At 72.9% G+C, this 18,079-nt stretch carries 9 protein-coding genes; 2 read left to right on the forward strand and 7 right to left on the reverse strand.

All coding sequences use genetic code 11. The features are described from left to right. The first annotated feature begins 36 nt into the window (after positions 1–36). Positions 37–6,570: a type I polyketide synthase gene (locus B9W62_RS39015; protein WP_087811613.1), complete on the forward strand. Its 6,534-nt coding sequence runs from the start codon at positions 37–39 to the stop codon at positions 6,568–6,570. 65 nt (positions 6,571–6,635) lie between these two features. Here the strand turns inward: B9W62_RS39015 and B9W62_RS39020 are convergent, their stop codons facing one another. The 3 genes from B9W62_RS39020 to lanA all read right to left on the reverse strand — a co-directional run bounded on the left by B9W62_RS39020 (position 6,636) and on the right by lanA (position 11,460). Then, the gene (locus tag B9W62_RS39020) at positions 6,636–8,081 is read right to left on the reverse strand and encodes a lanthionine synthetase C family protein (RefSeq protein WP_087811614.1); all 1,446 of its coding nucleotides are present in this window, start codon (positions 8,079–8,081) and stop codon (positions 6,636–6,638) included. Further along, positions 8,078–11,215, reverse strand: a complete 3,138-nt coding sequence (locus B9W62_RS39025; RefSeq protein WP_087811615.1) for a lantibiotic dehydratase — start codon at positions 11,213–11,215, stop codon at positions 8,078–8,080. The genes B9W62_RS39020 and B9W62_RS39025 overlap by 4 nt, the downstream gene beginning before the upstream one ends. A gap of 83 nt (positions 11,216–11,298) precedes the next feature. After that, complete coding sequence (lanA, locus tag B9W62_RS39030; protein WP_087812317.1) at positions 11,299–11,460, reverse strand: SCO0268 family class II lanthipeptide; 162 nt, start codon at positions 11,458–11,460, stop codon at positions 11,299–11,301. A gap of 279 nt (positions 11,461–11,739) precedes the next feature. Here lanA and B9W62_RS39035 point away from each other — a divergent pair, with 279 nt between their 5' ends. Further along, positions 11,740–12,531, forward strand: a complete 792-nt coding sequence (locus tag B9W62_RS39035; protein WP_087811616.1) for a GNAT family N-acetyltransferase — start codon at positions 11,740–11,742, stop codon at positions 12,529–12,531. A 140-nt stretch (positions 12,532–12,671) separates the two neighbouring features. On the opposite strand, the gene B9W62_RS39040 is transcribed toward B9W62_RS39035, so the two are convergent. The 4 genes from B9W62_RS39040 to B9W62_RS39060 all read right to left on the reverse strand — a co-directional run bounded on the left by B9W62_RS39040 (position 12,672) and on the right by B9W62_RS39060 (position 17,830). Further along, positions 12,672–14,324 carry an ABC-F family ATP-binding cassette domain-containing protein gene (locus B9W62_RS39040; protein WP_087811617.1) on the reverse strand — a complete coding sequence of 551 codons (1,653 nt, stop codon included), beginning with the start codon at positions 14,322–14,324 and terminating at the stop codon, positions 12,672–12,674. Between the two features lie 80 nt (positions 14,325–14,404). Beyond that, the gene (gene abc-f, locus B9W62_RS39045; RefSeq protein ID WP_087811618.1) at positions 14,405–16,039 is read right to left on the reverse strand and encodes a ribosomal protection-like ABC-F family protein; all 1,635 of its coding nucleotides are present in this window, start codon (positions 16,037–16,039) and stop codon (positions 14,405–14,407) included. Positions 16,040–16,527: 488 nt separating this feature from the next. After that, entirely contained in the window at positions 16,528–17,103 is a 576-nt protein-coding gene (locus tag B9W62_RS39055) for a hypothetical protein (RefSeq protein WP_087811620.1), read from the reverse strand. Between the two features lie 157 nt (positions 17,104–17,260). Further along, positions 17,261–17,830: a hypothetical protein gene (locus B9W62_RS39060; RefSeq protein ID WP_087811621.1), complete on the reverse strand. Its 570-nt coding sequence runs from the start codon at positions 17,828–17,830 to the stop codon at positions 17,261–17,263. Positions 17,831–18,079: the final 249 nt, after the last annotated feature.

Consider the following 18,079-nt stretch of genomic DNA (forward strand, 5'->3'; position numbering starts at 1 on the left):
TCCTCCGTATGCGTACGCCTCGTGGAGTGGAGCAATATGGGATTCGAACCGATCGCCGTCGTCGGACGCGGCTGTGTGCTGCCCGACGCGCTGGACCCGGACACCTTCTGGGCCAACGTCGCGGCACGCCGGTGCAGCCTGTCGGCGGTCCCGGAGGAGCGGTGGCGGCTGCCCCACCGCTGGGCCATGGGCACGGTCGACGACCACCGCGACCGCACCTGGACCGACATCGGAGGCTACGTCCGCGGGTTCGAAGGGGTCTTCGACCCGAGCGGTTTCCTCGTCGACCCGGAACGGATCCTGGCACTGGACCCGCTCTTCCACTGGGTGCTGTACGGCGCCCGGCAGGCACTGGGGGAGTCCGGCTACGAGGGGCCCAGCGAGCGCGCCGGTCTGGTACTGGGCAACCTCTGCTACCCGACGAGCACCGGGTCGGCCTACGCCGAGCACGTCTGGCTGTCCGCCCAGGAACCGCACGTACGGGACGCCCTGCTGACCGGCGCGCGCCGCGCGCGCCCCGACGCGCGCAACCGCTTCTCCGCCGGGCTGCCCGCCCACTTCGCGGCCCGGGCCCTCGGACTGGGAGCGGGCGCCTTCGCGCTCGACGCCGCCTGCGCCTCCTCGCTGTACGCGATCAAACTCGCGTGCGACCGCCTGCACGACGGCACGGCCGACCTGATGCTCGCCGGCGCGGTGAACCGCGTCGACAACCTGTTCCTGCACGTGGGGTTCTGCGGTCTGTCGGCCGTGAGCAGGTCCGGTCGCAGCCGCCCCCTGCACCGGGACGCGGACGGTCTGCTGCACGGCGAGGGCGCCGGGTTCGTGGCCCTGATGCGGCTCGCGGACGCGCTGGCGGCCGGGGCGCCCGTCCTCGGGGTGATCCGGGGCATCGGGCTGTCCAACGACGGCCGCGGCCGCGGCCTGCTCAGCCCGGCTCAGGAGGGGCAGGAGCGGGCCATGGGGCTGGCGTACTCCGCGGCGGGCGTCACACCGGAAACGGTCTCGCTCGTGGAGTGCCACGCCACGGGCACCCCGGTCGGGGACGCCGTGGAGGCCCGGAGCATGGCACGGACCTTCGCGGCGGCCCGCGACGTCCCCATCGGCTCCGTGAAGTCCAACGTCGGTCACCTGCTGGCCTCGGCGGGCGTGAGCGGCCTGCTCAAGGTGCTCGGGGCGATGCGTGCGGGCATCCGTCCGGCGACCCTCGGGGCCGACCGGCCCCTCGCCGACCTCGAGGGCACACCGCTGCGGGTGCTGGGCGAACCCGAGCCGTGGCAGGGGTTGCGCAGGGCCGCAGTCAGCGCGTTCGGGTTCGGCGGCACCAACGCCCATCTGATCGTCGACGCCTGGGACGGCGACTCGGGGGCGCACAAGGCAGGCACACCCGGACCGTTCCGTCCGGTCCGGGAGGCCGCCGGGGAATCCGCCGTCCCGACGGAGACCTCCGCGATCGCGATCGTGGCCGTCGGCGCACGGGCCGGCGACGGGTCCGGGAGCGAGGACTTCCGGCGCGCGGTCCTGGACGGCGAGCGGTGCGGTCCCACCACGAAGATCGACGTATCGCTTCCGGACCTGTGCTTTCCCCCGTCGGCCCTGCGGAGCACCTCGCCCCAGCAACTGCTGGTACTGGAAGCCGCTCGTGAGGCCGTGCGAGGGGTCCTGCTGCCCCGCGAGCGGACCATGGTGCTCATCGGGGCGGGAGTGGACGCCGAGGTGGCGCGCGGTGGCGCACGCTGGAGACTGCCGCACTGGGCGGAGCAGGCCGGGTGCGACCCCGACTCCGCTCTCCTCGGTCGTGCCCAGGACGCCTTCGTCTCCTCCCTGGGGGCCGAGCGAGTGGTCGGCACCCTCCCCAACCTCGTGGCCAACCGGATCAACACCCAACTCGACCTGGCGGGGCCCGGCTTCGCGGTGTCGGCGGAAGAGGCGTCCGGCCTGGTGGCACTCGCCCTCGCCGCCCGGGCCATCAGGGCGGACGAGGCCGACGCCGCGCTGGTCGGAGCCACCGACCTGTCCGGCGGAGCGGTGCACCGGGCGGCCCTGGGCGAACTCGGCCGGGACACCGGAACCGGGGACGCGGCCGTCGTCCTGGTGCTGAAGCCGCTCACCGCCGCCCGCCGGGACGGCGACACGGTGCTCGCCCTCCTCGACGAGGAGAGCGACGGCGAGGCCGACCTGCTGGTCGGGGACGACCCGGCGGCCACGATCGACCCGGCCTCGGTCTTCGGACAGGTCCACGCCGCGCAGGGGCTGCTGTCCGTCGCCGTCGCGGCGACCGCACTCCCGCACCGTGCGGAGCCCCGCCCGGGCGAGCCAGCCCGGCCGCGCCCCGGCCTGCGTACCGCCGAGGCGGTCGTCACGCCGCTGGAGGCCCCCTCCGTCCGGGTCCGGCTGCGCGCCGCAGACGTGCTGCCCCGGGCCGGGGGCGCCGTGCCGCGGCTGCACGTCTTCTCCGGTGGCGACCGGCAGGAGGTGCTGGCCGCGCTGGAGGCGGGAGCGGAGTCCTCGCGGGGCCCCGCTCGCCTGGCACTCGTCGTGGACGACGACGCCGGACTCCCCGTGGCCGTGGAGAGCGCGCGCCGCTGGCTCACCGGCGGTGGCGTCAAACCCGGCGGTGTGCGGTACCGGGACGCCCCGGTGGCCGGCGAGACGGGGTTCGTGTACACCAACGGATCGGCCGCGTACCCGGGCATGGGACGCGAGCTGATGCTCGCCCTGCCGTCACTCGGCGAGACCGTCCGGGCCAGGCACGGCAGCGCCGCCGGACCCGTGGATCCGGGCGACGCGCCGACGACACTCGAACAGATCCGGAGCGCCGCCCGGCTCGCCACGGTCCACACCGAACTGTGCCGGGAACTGCTCGGCCTGCGCCCCGACGCCGCCGTCGGATACTCCTCCGGCGAGACCGCCGCCCTGGTGGCCCTGGGAGCCTGGCCGGACGCCGAGGGCCTGTACGCGGCCGCCCGCGAGAGCGGCCTGTTCACCCGGGAGCTGACCGGGGAACTCCGTGCGGTGCGGCGGGCGTGGGAACGCGCCGGTGTGACCGGGACCCGGTGGTCCAGCTACCTGGTGACCGCACCCCTCGAACGCGTCGGCGAGGAGATCGCGCGGGAACCGGCCGTTCACCTGATGGCGGTCAACGCACCCGGGCTGTGCGTCGTCGGCGGAGAGGCACGGGCCTGCGCGGCCGCCGTGAACCGGCTCGGAGCGGGCAACGCCCTCGCGATCGACTACGACCTCGCCGCCCACGCACCGGAGTTGGCCGAGGTCCGCGACGCGTGGCGCCGCCTCCACCTGCGCCCCACCAGCGAGGTCCCCGGGGTGCGGTTCTACAGTGCGGCCGACCGGAGGGCGTACCTCCCGACGGCCGAGCGGGCCGCCGAGGCGATCACCGCCCAGGGCCTCGGCACGATCGACTTCGCCGGCACGGTGGAGAGGGCCTGGGCCGACGGGGTCCGGATCTTCGTGGAGCAAGGACCGCGCGGCCTGTGCACCGGGTGGATCAAACGGGTGCTCGGGGACCGGGAGCACGTGGCCGTGGCCCTGGACGCTCCGGACGGCAGGGGCCTGCGGCAGTTGTGCCTGGCCGTGGCCGAACTCGTGGTCGCGGGCGTGCCGGTGCGGGCCGACGCGCTCTTCGCCGAACTGCGGCGGGCCCCGGAGGCCGGGGCCGGGCGAACCGGTCCGACGCTGGAGGTACCGGTCCTGCGCGAACCGCGGCTGCCGTCGTCGCTCGGCCACTCCGTGGTGACCTTGCCCGAAGCACCACGATTGGCTCCCGTACCTGCTCCCGCCCCCGCTCCCGTGCCCGGCCGGGCCGCCCCGGCGTCTGAGGCACCGGGCGTCGTCGCACCCCGCGCGAGCGCCGGGCAGGCCCCGGCTGCCGCGGACCGCCGGGCCCTCGCCGCCCGGCACGCCTTGCGGGTGACGGCACTCCACCGCGACGCCATGGCCGAACAGACACGGCTGCACGAGCGCTTCCTGCGGCTCACCGAGCAGTCCGTCGCCGCCCTGGGGCGCGCCGCGCCGGTCGCGGCCACGGACTCCCGGCAGCGGTCGGACGCACCGCGCACCCCGCCCGTGACGCCGCCGGCCGCACCGCCCGCCACCGGCCCGAGCCGGTCACTGCCCGTGCCCCGGCCCACGTTCGACAGGGCCCAGTTGGAACACCTCGCCTCCGGGCGGATCTCCGACCTCTTCGGACCCCGGTTCGCCCCGCAGGACGCCTACCCGGTGCAGACCCGGATGCCGGAGCCGCCGATGCTGCTGGCCGACCGCGTCACCGGCATCGACGCCGAACCGGCGGCACTCCTCGCACCCGGGTCGGCGAACCAGCAGGGCACGATCTGGACGGAGACCGACGTCACCCTCGACAGCTGGTACCTCGACGCCACCGGACGGATGCCCTGCGGCCTGATGGTCGAGGCCGGCCAGGCGGACCTCCTCCTCATCAGCTGGCTCGGCATCGACCTGCTGAACCGGGGCGAGCGGGCCTACCGGCTGCTGGGCTGCGAACTGACCTACCACGGAAGCCCTCCGCGCGCGGGGGAGACCCTGCGCTACGAGATCCACATCGACGGCCACGCCGAGCACGACGGTGTCCGGCTCTTCTTCTTCCACTACGACTGCCATGTCGACGGAGAACTCCGGCTCAGCGTCCGCAAGGCCCAGGCGGGGTTCTTCACCCGGGACGAACTCGCCCGGAGCGCCGGGGTGCAGGGCGACCCCGCCGCCGACCCGCCCGGCCCCGGCCTCCCCACCGACCCTCCCGCCGTCCGGTGCACGTACGGCTCCTTCGACGCGGACCGGGTGCTGGCCTTCTCCGAGGGGCGGCCCGCGGACTGCTTCGGGCCCGGGTGGGAGCGGGCCGCGACCCACGTACGGACGCCGCGCATCGACAGCGGCCGACTGCGGCTGCTGGGCGAGATCACCGCGTTCGACCCGGCGGGCGGGCCCTGGGGCCGCGGCTACCTGCGTGCCGAGACGCCCGTCGCGCCGGACGACTGGTTCTTCGCCGGGCACTTCAAGAACGACCCCTGTATGCCGGGAACCCTGATGCTCCAGGGCGGGATGCAGGCGATGGCCTTCTACCTGGCCGCCCTGGGCTTCACCGTGGACAGGGACGGCTGGCGCTTCGAACCCGTCGACGGCGCCCCCAGCACGGCCGAGTGCCGCGGTCAGGCCACTCCGGACAGCCGACGGATCGTGTACGAGGTGTTCGTGCGCGGGGTGTCGGCCGGACCGGTGCCGACCCTGTACGCGGACGTGCTGGGCACCGTCGACGGATGCAGGGCCTTCCACGGCCGGCACGTCGGACTCCGGCTGGTACCGGACTGGCCGCTGACCCACTGGCGCCAACTCGGCCCGCCCGCCCAGCAGACCGGCGGAACTCCGGTACCGATCGCTTCGCTCGGCGGCCTGCTGACCCACCGAGAGCCCTCGGCGGTCGCGGTGGTGGACGGCTTCGCCTTCGACTACGCCTCGCTGCTCGCCTGCGCGTGGGGCAGGCCCAGTGAGGCCTTCGGCCCGGCCTACGCGCGCTTCGACGGCACCCGCAGGTGCGCACGTCTTCCGGGCCCTCCGTACCACTTCATGAGCCGGATCGTGGAGGTGGAGGGGCCGCCGAACGGGATGCGGGAGGGGAGCCGGGTCGTCGCCGAATACGACGTCCCCGACCACGCCTGGTACTTCGAGCAGAACGACGGCGGGACGATGCCGTTCGCCGTCCTCATGGAGATCGCCCTCCAGCCGTGCGGTTGGCTCGCCACCTACGTCGGCAGCGCCCTGACCAGTGATGTCGACCTGCTGTTCCGCAACCTCGACGGCCGCGGAACCCTCACCGGCGTGGTCACCGACGCGACGAGGGTCGTGCGTACCCACGCCGAGCTGACCAGTGTCTCGCGCGGCGGCGACATGATCATCGAGTCGTTCACGGTCCGTTGCTCCGCCGACGGCCGGGAGGTCTTCGAGCTGTCGACGGTGTTCGGGTTCTTTCCGAGCGCGGCCTTCGCACAGCAGCCGGGTCTCCCCGTCACCGCGGCCGACCGAGCCGCGCTCACCGCTCCGTGCGACCACACGGTCGACCTCACGACGCGTCCGCGAGCCTGCTTCGACGGCCCGGCGCGCCTGCCGGGCCCGATGCTGCTGATGCTCGACAGGATCACCGGTTACTGGCCGGACGCGGGCAGCGCGGGTCTGGGCCGACTGCGGTCCGAGAAGGACGTGGACGCGGGGGAGTGGTTCTTCAAGGCGCACTTCTTCCAGGACCCCGTGCAGCCGGGATCCCTCGGCATCGAAGCGATGTGCCAACTCCTGCGGTACTACATGATCGAACGAGGGCTGACCGACGGCATGCCGTCGCCCCGGTTCGAGCCGGTGATGCTCGGCCAGGAGGTGACCTGGACGTACCGGGGGCAGATCACTCCGCAAACCCGGTTGATCACCGTGGAGATGGAGATCGTGGCGGTCGGCGAGGACGCCACGGGTCGCTGGGCCGTCGCCGAGGCCACGCTGTGGGGCGACGACACCTGCGTGTACCGCGCCCACGGACTCGGGCTGCGCGTCCTTTGAACGGTACCGCCGACCGACCGACCGACCTGCCGATCGACTGACTGGCTGACCGAACGCCGCACGGGCTATGCCAGCAGCAGCGGCATGTCCCAGTCGGCCGGTGTGCCGTCCACCGCGTACGAGTCCAGGGCGAGCGCGACACCGGCGGCACCGTCGAGATAGCCCGAGACATCCGAACCGAAGGGCACCTTCGTCATCGTGAAACGCAGTCCGAAAGGCAGCGCGGGGTCGAAGGCGGAGACGATCTCCGCGGCGATGCCGTCCCGCAGTTCGTCCAGCCGGGTCTCCCGCCACGCTTCGTTGAGCCGGCCGAGCTGATGCAGGGTCCCGGCCCAGCCGTGGCACAGCGCATGGTCGTCGATGCCCCACGCCGACCGGGGGAGGACCAGCAGCCGGTCCACCGAGGCGCGGGCCAGGTCCGAGAAGTCCGTCCGCCCCAGCGCCCGTCCGGCCAGTTGCAGGGCCCGGGAGACTCCGGGAGCCCCGTAGCACCAGGCGGGCCACTTCGCGCTGCCGTCGTAGGCGGCGGGCCCCCGTTGCCACTGCGCGAAGGAGAGGTAGCCGGGCCAGAAGAGGCCGTAGGAGTCCGTCACCGCCCAGGTACGCAGCAGATCGACCGTCGCTTCCACGGCTTCATGCTGCCCCGGAACCCGCACACCCTGCTCCCAGGCCAGGGCCAGCAGGGCGAGCGGACCGGCGACGCCGTGCGAGAGACCCAGGTTGAGGTGGCCTCCGGGGAACGCCGCCTCGGAGCCGATCCGGGGCGCGTCCAGGGCCCACCAGCGCGGCACGTCCGCGCCTTGGTGCTCCACGGTGCCGAGCGACAGGCGCACGAGGTAGTCGAGCACCGCGGTCAGCGGCTCCTCGCAGCTCTCCGCGCGGGCCAGCAGATAGCGGCCGACACCGGTCAGGCCACGGACCACCTCGTAATGCCCGATGGTGGGCAGCGGCCCGTCCTCGACGGGCGGCAGGACGGTCCGTACGAGATCGCGCTGGTAGGCGTCGAAGCGCTGGAGCGCGGAGACGTAGCCACCGGTGGTGCGGTGAGCGAGCAGCACGGCGAACGCCAGTGCCCCCGGCCCCTTGAAGATCCCGCCAGCGACGCCGGGCCCACCCGAGACGGCGCGGGTTCCCGCCGTGAGGTACGCGTGGGCACGCGGCACCTGACGCGCCGCGTCCCGGGAGGCGCCCGAGAACGCGAGCGCGAGACCGGGACTGCCACTGCCGAGGGTGAGTTCGGCCCAGATCGGCTCGGCCACCCCGTCGTCCGCGGCGTGGGCGGGGATGCGGGTGGCCGCCATCGTCGCGGCGGGATCAGCGAGCCGGTTCAGGACCTCGGCGGAAACGGCGCCGGCCCGCTCTCGGAGGTCTTGGGAGGGCCGGCCGACCGGGTGCTCCCGGCTCCCGCCGCCCTCGGTGATCCCGTTCATGGTGTACTCCTGTGTCCCGGCGCCCCCGGTGTCCCCGTTCATGGTGTGCTCCCGTGTCCCGTCCTCGGCGGTGCCGCTCATCGTCCGCTTCCGCTCAGGTGCCGCCCCCGGCCGACATGGGTCCGTACCGCGCCGCGCAGCACCGCGTACCCGCGGGCCTCGGCCGCCCGGTCGATGCCGAACAGGCGGTTGTGCCGCATGTGCAGGAGCGACAGCAGCGCCTCGTCGCGGTCGGCTTCCGGAGCGGAGAGGATCAAACGCCCGTACGCGCGTGGCTCGGGCGACTGTGACCACAGCGCGCCGAGCGACGGAGCCCCGAGCGCCTCCGCGGCCGACGACACCGCGTCGCCCCGCCTGATCAGCCGGTCGGCGACCGCGCGGTGTCGCTGGTAGACCTCGTGCTCCGGGGTCTTCGTGAACATCCGGTCGACCCAGCCGCACCAGTCCCAGTCCCCGAGGGACTCCAGCAGCACCGCGTGCCCGAGCCCGGCGAGCACGGCGGCGGGGAGGGTCCGCGCGACACCTTGCAGGGCGCGCAACTGCACGAGCGCCGACAGGCTGTCGGTCCGGAAGAAGCGCTCGGCGGCCTCCTGCATGGCCTCGCCACCGTAGCGGTCGCTCTCGGGCCGGTACGTGTCGAGGGCCATCGTCCGCAGGGCTCCGCTCCCGACGAGGGCCCGTGAGACACGGCTGACCGCGGGCAGCACCCGGCCGTTCAGCGCCGCGGGATCGCCGTGGAACCGCAGCCGCAGGTGCGGTTCGGGGTCTTGGTACCGCAGGAAGAACCAGCGGTCGACGTCGTCCTCGTCCTCGACCTCGGCGAGCAAGGCCGGAAGATGCTCGGTGAGCAGAGCATCGTGGGCAGGCGCTTCGGCGTACCACTTGACGAACAGCCAGTCCTCGCCGGGCAGATGGATACCGGTGGGGGCGAGCCGGACGGGCGGGGCGATCCGCTCCTGCGCCCGCTCGGCACCATCCGGCGCCGCGCGCCCGGCGGTTCGCCGGGTCCCCGCGAGGGGCACCACGATCTCCGTGCTGTGACCGTCGTTCCAGCCGAGCCCCGCACCGTCGGCCGTCAGATCCTCGTAGAGGACGAACCGAGGATGTGCCGCCGTCAGTTCGGCGCGCAGCAGATCCCGGTCCCAGCGGTCGCGCAGGTCGACGGGGTACATCTGGTCGTTGCGCGCGATGTGCAGCCGGTCCGGTACGGCAAGGCGCCGACGCCAGGCGTCCAGGCCCTGCTCCCACGCCCCGGCGCCCTGAGCCCTGGCCGCGTCGCGCAGCCGTCGGCCCGGCAGCCAGCGCCCGGGCATCGCCACCACTCGTCCGTACCGGACACGCGGCAGATACGGCAGAGCGTCATGCCCGGCCCAGTTCCAGCCCGACCACACCCGGGGCCGCGCCGTCGCGACATCCATGAGGAACCGGGCCACCGGTGGGGCCTGGGTGTCCAGGGCCAGCATGTGCGGCAGCACCGGGCGGACCGGACGACCGCTCTCCGGGTGCAGCAGCCGCAGCCCGTCGGAACCGGCGGCGACGAGCAGCGAGCGCCAGTCCAGACAGCAGGGGTCGTCCCGGTCGTCGGGTACGCCGACGGGGATGCGGTACGGCAGCAGACGGGGCACCTGGACGATGTTGAGGCCGCGCGGCTCCTGGGGCATCAACTCGACCTGGGCCGTGATCACCGCATCGTCGGCGCTGTCGGCGGCGAGCCGGGCGAGTGCGTCGGTGAGGTCGGCCGCCGCCGCGAACCGGCCCGCCGTCGCGCCCGCCGTCCAGGCGCCGATGTGCGGGCTGCCGAGCAGCCGGAAGTCGCCGCGGTCCAGTGCGGCGGTGCTCTCGGAGAGCACCTGGAAGCAGAGTTCGAGACTGGGCGGCGGTGTGGCGGTGGGATCGTGCCCGGCGACCTCGGCGAGACCTCGTACGACGTCGTCGGTCAGCACCAGGTCGCCGCCGGACAGGACGGCCTCCTGGAGCAGTTCGCCGATCATCGCCCGTCTGGGACCGTCCGCCTCGTCACCGGGGCCACTGCGTGCGTACACCGGTTCCGCGCTGTACTCGGCGGGCAGGCCGAGTCCGCGGTGCGGGTCGACCAGCTCCCCCAGCGGTACGGCGCAGGCGGTGCCGTACCGCTCGATGAAGCGCTCGCGATAGTCCCGCATGTACGCCAGCGTCGACCACTGCGGAGTGATCGCCCAGATCGCGGCCGCGTACCGGCACACCTCCCGGCCGACCGCCTCCGGTACGACGAACTCGCCGGGTATGTGCAGGTCCACGTGCAGCGGCGGCCGGGCGTGCGCGTCGCTGTCCGTACCGGGGACGTCGAGGCGGCGGACCTCGTCCAGGGCCCGCTGCCAGGAGTCGCCGCCCAGCCCCGGAGGGTCCTCCTCGTGCCGTGCGCAGGCCGCCCGGATGTCCCGCAGAGCCTGCGCGTCGGCGGGGAGCGCCGCGTCGAGCACGGCCTCGATGCCGTCGAGCAGCGTGGCGTCGATGCGGTGCGGGGTGATCGAGGTGAGGAGGAAGCCGTGTTGCAGGAGTCCGGCCAGCTGACGGTCGAGCCGTTCGGCGTCCAGCGCGGGGAAACGTTCCGTCAGCGAGACGAGCAGCTCGGCATACGGAACGGGTGTGTGCGCCCGCTCGCGTACGGCACCGACCAGCGCGTTGTCGCGCACCGACTGCTCCTGTCCACCGGTGCGAAGATACAGCCGTCCGTCCCGCACGAAGCACAGGTCGTTGAGTACGACGTCGACACGCCGGCGGACGGAGGGCTCGGTGAGCCAGGCCAGTACCCGGCGGCGCAGCCACGCCCCGTCGAGCCGGACCGCGACCTCTCCGGTGCCCGGTTGCGCCTTGGCCACGGGACCGAACCGGGCGGTACCCACACCCGCGAACAGGCCGAACGGCGTGGGGCGCGCCGCGGCGCGGCGGGCGTAGCGCGTCAGGGTTCGCGCGGCGCTCACGGTCCGCTTGCGGCCCAGGGCGGAGGCGCCCTCGTCACTGGTCAGACGCGCAAGGCTGTGGGCCAGCGAGCCGCTGGCGACCCGGACCGCCTGGCTGAGCAGGGGATCGGAGGCGAGCTGTCGCGCCCCGGAAACCGGGTCGGCCGCGTCGACCGTGGGCAGAGCGGCGCCGCGCGGCCGACTCGCCGATCGGACAAGCAGGGGTTCCCGTACCTCGAAGGCCGCAGATGCCTGGTGGGTTGCGGACTCCGCCACGTGTGCGCTCCTCGCCGTCGTGCGGAAAGCGGGGCGGATTCGGGCCGCCCCGCTCGGAAGGGCCCCGAGGGGGCCTCAGTCCGTCAGCAACAGATGGGGCAGCGCGTGCCGATCGCGTAGCTGCTCGGCGAGGTGAAGGTGCCCTGGCCGAACGACTCGGCCTGCTCCGGGATGTCGGAGACGCGCAGATCCAGATCGAGGTCGAGCTCAGGGGCTTCGTGGGACAGAATCATCTCGGTGCGCATGCTTCTCCCTTGGATGGTGGGGTGCACGGACTCGAATGCCAGGGCCCCGGTCGGGGCACGGACATGCGTCACCCTTGCTCAAGCCACTGACAGTCGGTAGACGAAATCGAGCCATTGATCAAGGGTCCGGCCGCTGCCGCTGCCGCTGCCGCTGCCGCTGCCGACGAAGAGGGACGGAGCGGGGGACTCCGCAAGGGACAGGGCGGCAGCGGCACGGGAACCGCCCACGAGACAAGGTGAGGGAGCACGGTGACAGACATCGCAGGTGCGGTCGAATCGATGCAACAGCTGGCGACGGCCTGGCGGGCCATGGTGCTCGACCGGGACTCCGACGCGGACGTACGAGACCTCCCCGGCATCGCCGTCCGCTGGGCCGACTGCCGCTTCGTCTTCTGGAACGCCATCACCCTGACCCAGGAGGCCGGGGTGGACGCGGCCACGCTGGAGAAGCGTCTGGGCCAGGCGGCGGACATCATGCGGTCCAAGCGGCAGCCGGGCTTCCTGTGGCTCTTCGAGGACCTCCTCGCCGCCGATGCGCACACGGCGCTGGAGGAGGCGGTGGACCGCGCGGGTCTGGCCCACGCCTTCCCCGGCACCGGCATGGCAGGTGACCTGCTGCCCGTCCCCGACCCCCACCACCCGGACCTTGTCTTCGAGCGGGTGGTCACCGACGAGCAGCTGCTCGCCTACGCCGACCTCAACGCGCGCGCGTACGGCTTCGCTCCGGAGGACTGCCGCGACGGCATCGCCGGCTCCGCGCTGTGGAAGGAAGGGGTGTACGCCTATCTGGCCCTGCGGGACGGCGACCCGGTGGCGTGCGCCGCGACGGTGGAGGCGGCGGGCCGCCTGTTCGTCGTGCTCGTCGCGACCGACCCCGACTGGCAGCGTCGAGGGTACGGGGAGGCGGTGACGCGCAAGGCGCTGCACGAGGGCGGCCGCGCCACCGGACTCTCCCGTGCCACTCTCCACGCCACCGTCGCCGGAGCACCGGTGTACCCGCGCATCGGCTTCGAGCCGAACTCGCCGATGCACTTCTACAGGCTCAAGGCCGAGCGGGAAGCGCGCCAATAGGCCCTCTGCGACACGGTGTTTCAGGGGATCAGTGCCCCGCGCCCGCGCCCGTGCTCGGCGACGCGTGCGTGCGCGCAGCAGCCGTTCGGAGAAGTCGCGGCAGGCCGACAGGAGGTCGTCGACGTCGATGTCCCGCTGGGTCAGGGTGTCGCCCTCCGTCCCGGGTCGTGCGCCGTGACCAGTCGGATCTCGCGGCCGGTCCACCTCTGGCGCAGCCGGCGGTCGTGGCTGGCGACCACGATCGCGCCCGGCCCGGTGGCCAGCGCGTCCTCCAGCTCGTCGCACAGCCGGGGGGAGAGGTGGTTGGTGGGCTCGTCGAGCAGCAGCAGCTGCGGGGGACGGGCGACCAGCAGTGCCAGTGCCAGCCGGCGGCGCTGCCCCACCGACAGCCGCCCGACCGGCCTGTCCAGGTCCGCCTCGTGCAGCAGGCCCAGCGAGACCAGCGGCACCTTCTCGGCCCGGGCCGCGCCCAGCGCCGCCTCGTAGGTGTCGCGGACCGTGCGCTCCGGCCGCTCGAAGACGGTGTCCTGGGTGAGCAGCCCCACCGACAGCAGGCGGTGCCTGCGCACCTCGCCCGTGGTGACCGTCAGCCGCCCCGCGAGCACGGCGAGCAGCGTCGACTTGCCCGTCCCGTTGCCGCCCGTGACCAGCAGCCGGTCGGTGGCGGCCACCTCCAGCCCGTCCAGCGCGAGCCGCCCCGGTACCCGTACGCCGTGCAAGGCGATCAGCGGCTGCGGTCCCTCCTCCGCCCGGGCCGCCAGGTCACCGGCAGCGAACCGCAGGGGGCGTGGCGGCTCGGCGACCTGGACCCGCTGCAGTTCATCCAGCCGCCGGGTGGCGTCGCGCACCCGGCGGGAGACCGAGGCCTGGACGCGGCCCGCCCGGTGGCCGTAGCCCATCTTCTCGTTGTCGGTGCGGCCCCGGTCCGGGGCTACCCGGTGCGCGGTCACCCCCGCCGACGTGCGCAGTTCCTCCAGCTCCTGCTGTTCCTCGGCGTACCGCCGCTCCCAGCGCTCACGCTCGGCGTGCTTCTGGGACAGGTAGGCGCTGTAGTTGCCGCCGTAGCGGACGGGGCCGTCCACCGCCGGGTCGAGGTCGATCAGGTCGGTGCAGACGGCGTCGAGGAACGCCCGGTCGTGGCTGGCGAGCACGACGGCTCCGGGCAGCGAGCGGACCTGTTCCTCCACGAAGGCGGCGGCGCCGTCGTCGAGGTGGTTGGTCGGCTCGTCCAGGAGCAGCGCCGAGGGCCGCCGGACGAGCAGCGCGGCCAGGGCGAGCCGGCCGCGCTGCCCGCCGGAGAGCGAGCCGAGCGTGCGGTCGTGGTCCACGGCGCCGAGGCCGAGGCCGTCCAGGACCAGGGCGGCGCGGCGGTCGGCGTCCCAGGCCTCCCGGTCCTGGGCCTGTTCCAGGCGCTTGCCGTAGGCGTCGAGGACGGCCTGGTGGCCGGGGGCGTCCTCGGGCACCCGGGCGAGTTCCCCGCCGAGCCGGTCCAGCTCGGCGAGGTCCTCGCGGGCCTCGCGCAGCGCCTCGTCCAGGACGGCCGCGATGGTCGTGCCGGCCTCGAAGGGCATCTCCTGGTGCAGGAATCCGAGGTCGGCGGGGCGGGTGACACCGCCCGAGTCGGGTTCGTCCACGCCGGCGAGTATCCGTAGCAGGGTGGACTTGCCGACGCCGTTCTCCCCGATCAGGCCGATGCGGTGACCGGGAGAGGCGGTCAGACAGGCGCCGTCGAGGACACGGCGCCCGTCCAGGACACGGACGAGGTCGTGGGCGAGAAGTGCGGGCTGGGGCACGGTCGGTCCGTCCTCAGTGATCGGTGGTCGGCCCGCCGGGCGCAGGGCCTCGGATGCGGGCCACGTCACACGTCGGCGGCTCACACCGCCGGGGCCGCCGCTTCCTTCAGCATCCCGTCGGCCAGCCGCAGCCAGCGGCTGATCCCGATCTCGGCCAGGAACCGCTCGTCGTGGCTGACCACCATGAAGGCGCCCTGGTAGGAATTGAGCGCGCTCTCCAGCTGGCCGGCGCTGACGAGGTCGAGGTTGTTGGTCGGCTCGTCGAGCAGCAGCAGATGCGGCGCCGGCTCCGCGCACAGCACGCAGGCCAGGGTGGCACGCAGCCGCTCGCCGCCGGAGAGCACACCGACCGGCAGATGCGCCCGCGGCCCCCGGAAGAGGAACCGGGCCAGCAGGTTCATCCGCTCCGCCTCGGGCCGTTCCGGCGCGAACTCGGCGAAGTTCTCCGCCACCGTCCGGTCCACGTCCAGCAGGTCCAGCCGCTGCGAGAGGTAGGCGATCCGTCCGTCGTTGCGCTTGATCTCACCACCGTCCGGTACGAGGTCGCCGGTGATCAGCCGCATCAGCGTGCTCTTCCCGGCGCCGTTGGGGCCGGTCAGCGCGATGCGCTCGGGACCCCGGACGGACAGGTCGACGCCGCTCGCGGCGAACACGTCCGCGTCACCGAGCCGCACCTGCATGCCCTCGCCGAGGAACAGGTTGCGTCCGGCGGGCACTTGGGTGTCGGGCAGCTCCAGGCTCAGCCTGGCCTCCTCGCGCAGCGCGCGGCCGGCCTCGTCCAGGCGGGCCTTGGCCTCGCTGACCCGGGCGGCGTGCATCGTGCCGGACTTGCCCGCGGCCTCCTGCGCGCCCCGCTTCATGTTCCCCGCGAAGATCCTCGGCAGACCGGCGTTCTTCAGGTTCTTCTGGGCGTTGCCCGCGCGGCGTTCGGCGCGTTCGCGGGCCTGCTGCATCTCCCGCTTCTCGCGCTTGAGGTCCTGCTCGGCGCTGCGGATGTTCTTCTCGGCGACCTCCTGCTCGGCGCGAACCGCCGCTTCGTATTCGGTGAAGTTGCCGCCGTACAGGCGCAGTTCGTCGCTGCCGAGCTCGGCGATGCGTTCCATGCGGTCCAGCAGCGCGCGGTCGTGGCTGACCAGGAGCAGGCAGCCGGTGAAGTCCGACAGGACGTCGTACAGCTTGTGCCGGGCCTCCGCGTCGAGGTTGTTGGTGGGCTCGTCGAGGAGGAGGACGTCGGGCCGCTTGAGCAGCTGGGCGGCGAGGCCGAGGGAGACGACCTGGCCGCCGCTGAGCGTGGCGAGGCCGCGGTCCAGTGTGAGGTCGGCCAGGCCGAGGCGGTCGAGCTGGGCGCGGGTGCGCTCCTCGATGTCCCAGTCGTCGCCGATGACGGTGAAGTGCTTCTCGTCGACGTCGCCGGACTCCACGGCGTCCAGCGCACGGATCACCTCGGCGACGCCGAGGACCTCGCCGACCGTGAGGTCCACCGTCAGCGGCAGGCTCTGCGGGAGGTAACCGAGGGTGCCGCTGACCGACACCGAACCGGTGAGCGGCTCGAGTTCACCGGCGATCAGCTTGAGCAGGGTGGACTTGCCGGAGCCGTTGGGGGCGACCAGGCCGGTGCGGCCGGGCGTCACGGAGAAGGACAGGTCGTGGAAGACCGGGGTGTCGTCGGGCCAGGCGAAGGACAGGTTCGAACAGACGATGGCAGCGTCGGACATGAGAGAGACCCTCGGAGAAACTGGGGGCAGAGCACGGTCCTCTGCCCTGGGCAGACATGGGAAAGGGGTACGACGAGACGGGCCACCTCGGCAGCGCTCCACGGCGCCGGCCGGTGGCCGTCATATCCGGATCTCATCCGGAGATGTCGTCGTCACCCACCATGTCTGTGACTCCTCGATAGACGTCTACTCGATCATCCAGGGTAGCAGGCGAGGTCCGCCGCTCAAGGAAATGGTCGCGACACGGTTCTCGCCGTCGGCGGCCTCGCTCCGGCGCTCACGCCAGACGCTTGCAGTCGAGCCTGATCATGCCCATGAGACCGAAGGTGCGGCACCGGGCGTGCGGTCCCGGTGCGCGCAGCGGTTGGCGATTCGGGCGCAGTACTGCTTCGAGCCGTGCGCGCCCGAGAACATTGAATGCGCCGTGTCCGAGCTTGGACAAGCACTTCTTCTGAGCCACGCCCGACCTGCGCTGCATCAACGCCCGGTCACCAGACGGCGGTTGCTACGGGGTCGACCTCGCACTGGGCGATCTTGTCCGTGTATCTCGACGTGGCGGGCACCCGGTAGGTTGTTTTGCCTTTCGCGGGGACCGAAACCTGAGTGCCTGTGTCGATCAAAACGGCTCCGTTCCTGTCCGCGAAGCTGACTTTCACGTTCAGGACAGCGTCACGTCCGTTCGGATTGCTGATCTCGACGGTGCCGTACGGGTCCTCCAGGCTCGCGCAGTGCACGAGCACGGCGGTGCCGTCCTTCAGGGGCGGGGCCGTGCTGCTGGAGGGGGACGTCGTGGGCGTGGGCTGCGGGGTGTCACCGCTGCGGTCGTTACTCGTCCCGGAGTCGTCAGGTTCACCGTTGGGTGAGCTGGTGGACGAACTGCCGAGCGGGTCGCTGCCACGCGGCGTCGACCCGTCGTGGTCCTGGCTGGAACTGCTGCAACCGCCCCCGTCGCTGCCGTCCTGGCTGCTGTTTCCTCGGTCACCACCCGACGAGAAGCCGGTCAGTGCCAACACGACCATCGCGGCAACCGCTACGAATCTGAGCCTGCGCCCCCGCATGTACATGCCCGCATCCTACGGTGAGGTCGCTGCCGGCGACGTACCCGGCCGCGGCGTACCCGCGCCCGGATGCCCGGCCGCGATCAGGCCACCCCGGCAATCCGGGTCGTACTGACCAGCAGCCCTGACCAGCAGCCCTGGGGCGGTGCCCGAAAGATTCAGCTCACGGGATGAGCGGAGTCATGGAGCGGGCGTGCTCCCACATGCCGTGGAGCTGTTCGAGGGGGCGCTGCTGTTCGCCATGGAGGGCGTTGAGTACGACAAGGCATCCGGTGAGGGCCGGGACCGTCCACTGCACGCAGGCGAGCTGGCGCCGGGCCTTCCCCACGTCGATGGGGTGCCGGGCCCCCTTCTCGGCGTCGTCGGGGTTGGAGGAGGAGGCCCACTCGACCTTCTTGCCGAGGACGCGGGCGTAGGCCGTCGCGGCCAGGGCGGCCGCAGTGACGACGGTCTTGGCGGTGGTGGAGGCGCCCACGCCGTGCTGGGTTCTGACGCGGTGGGCGTTCGCGGCGAGCAGCCCGCCACCGCCGAACAGGTGCGCTCCGATGGCGGCGGCGTTGACCGGTACCCACTTCGTCCAGCCGACCGACGCGATCCGGGCCCGTGCGGCAACCGTGGAGCCCTCGTGCTCGGCCGCCCCGTTGAGGCCGACCGCGCCCATCAGAGAGCCGCCGAACCAGGCGGCCAGGCCCACGTCGTGCAGGCTGCGGATGACGGTATTGCGTCCGGACATGGGCATGCTCCTTGCAGGAGTGGCGGTGAAGGCGGACGAGTGTCGAGCGTTGCTCCACCCTCGCCCGGCCTCGCCCGCGCCGCCACCACGGCTGACCCAGACGGCTGCCTCCGCCGACGTCCGGCGGACCCATGGGCAGGGAACAGCCGCTGCGGCTCGGCACGCTGCGCCCGAGCAGTTTCGAGCAGGGTCTCGATGAGGGCGTCCACCTCCGGTGTCCTTCGCGCCGGCACACGGCTGGCTCAGGAC

This window comes from Streptomyces sp. CS113 (assembly GCF_002188365.1).
Classification (GTDB): domain Bacteria; phylum Actinomycetota; class Actinomycetes; order Streptomycetales; family Streptomycetaceae; genus Streptomyces; species Streptomyces tendae.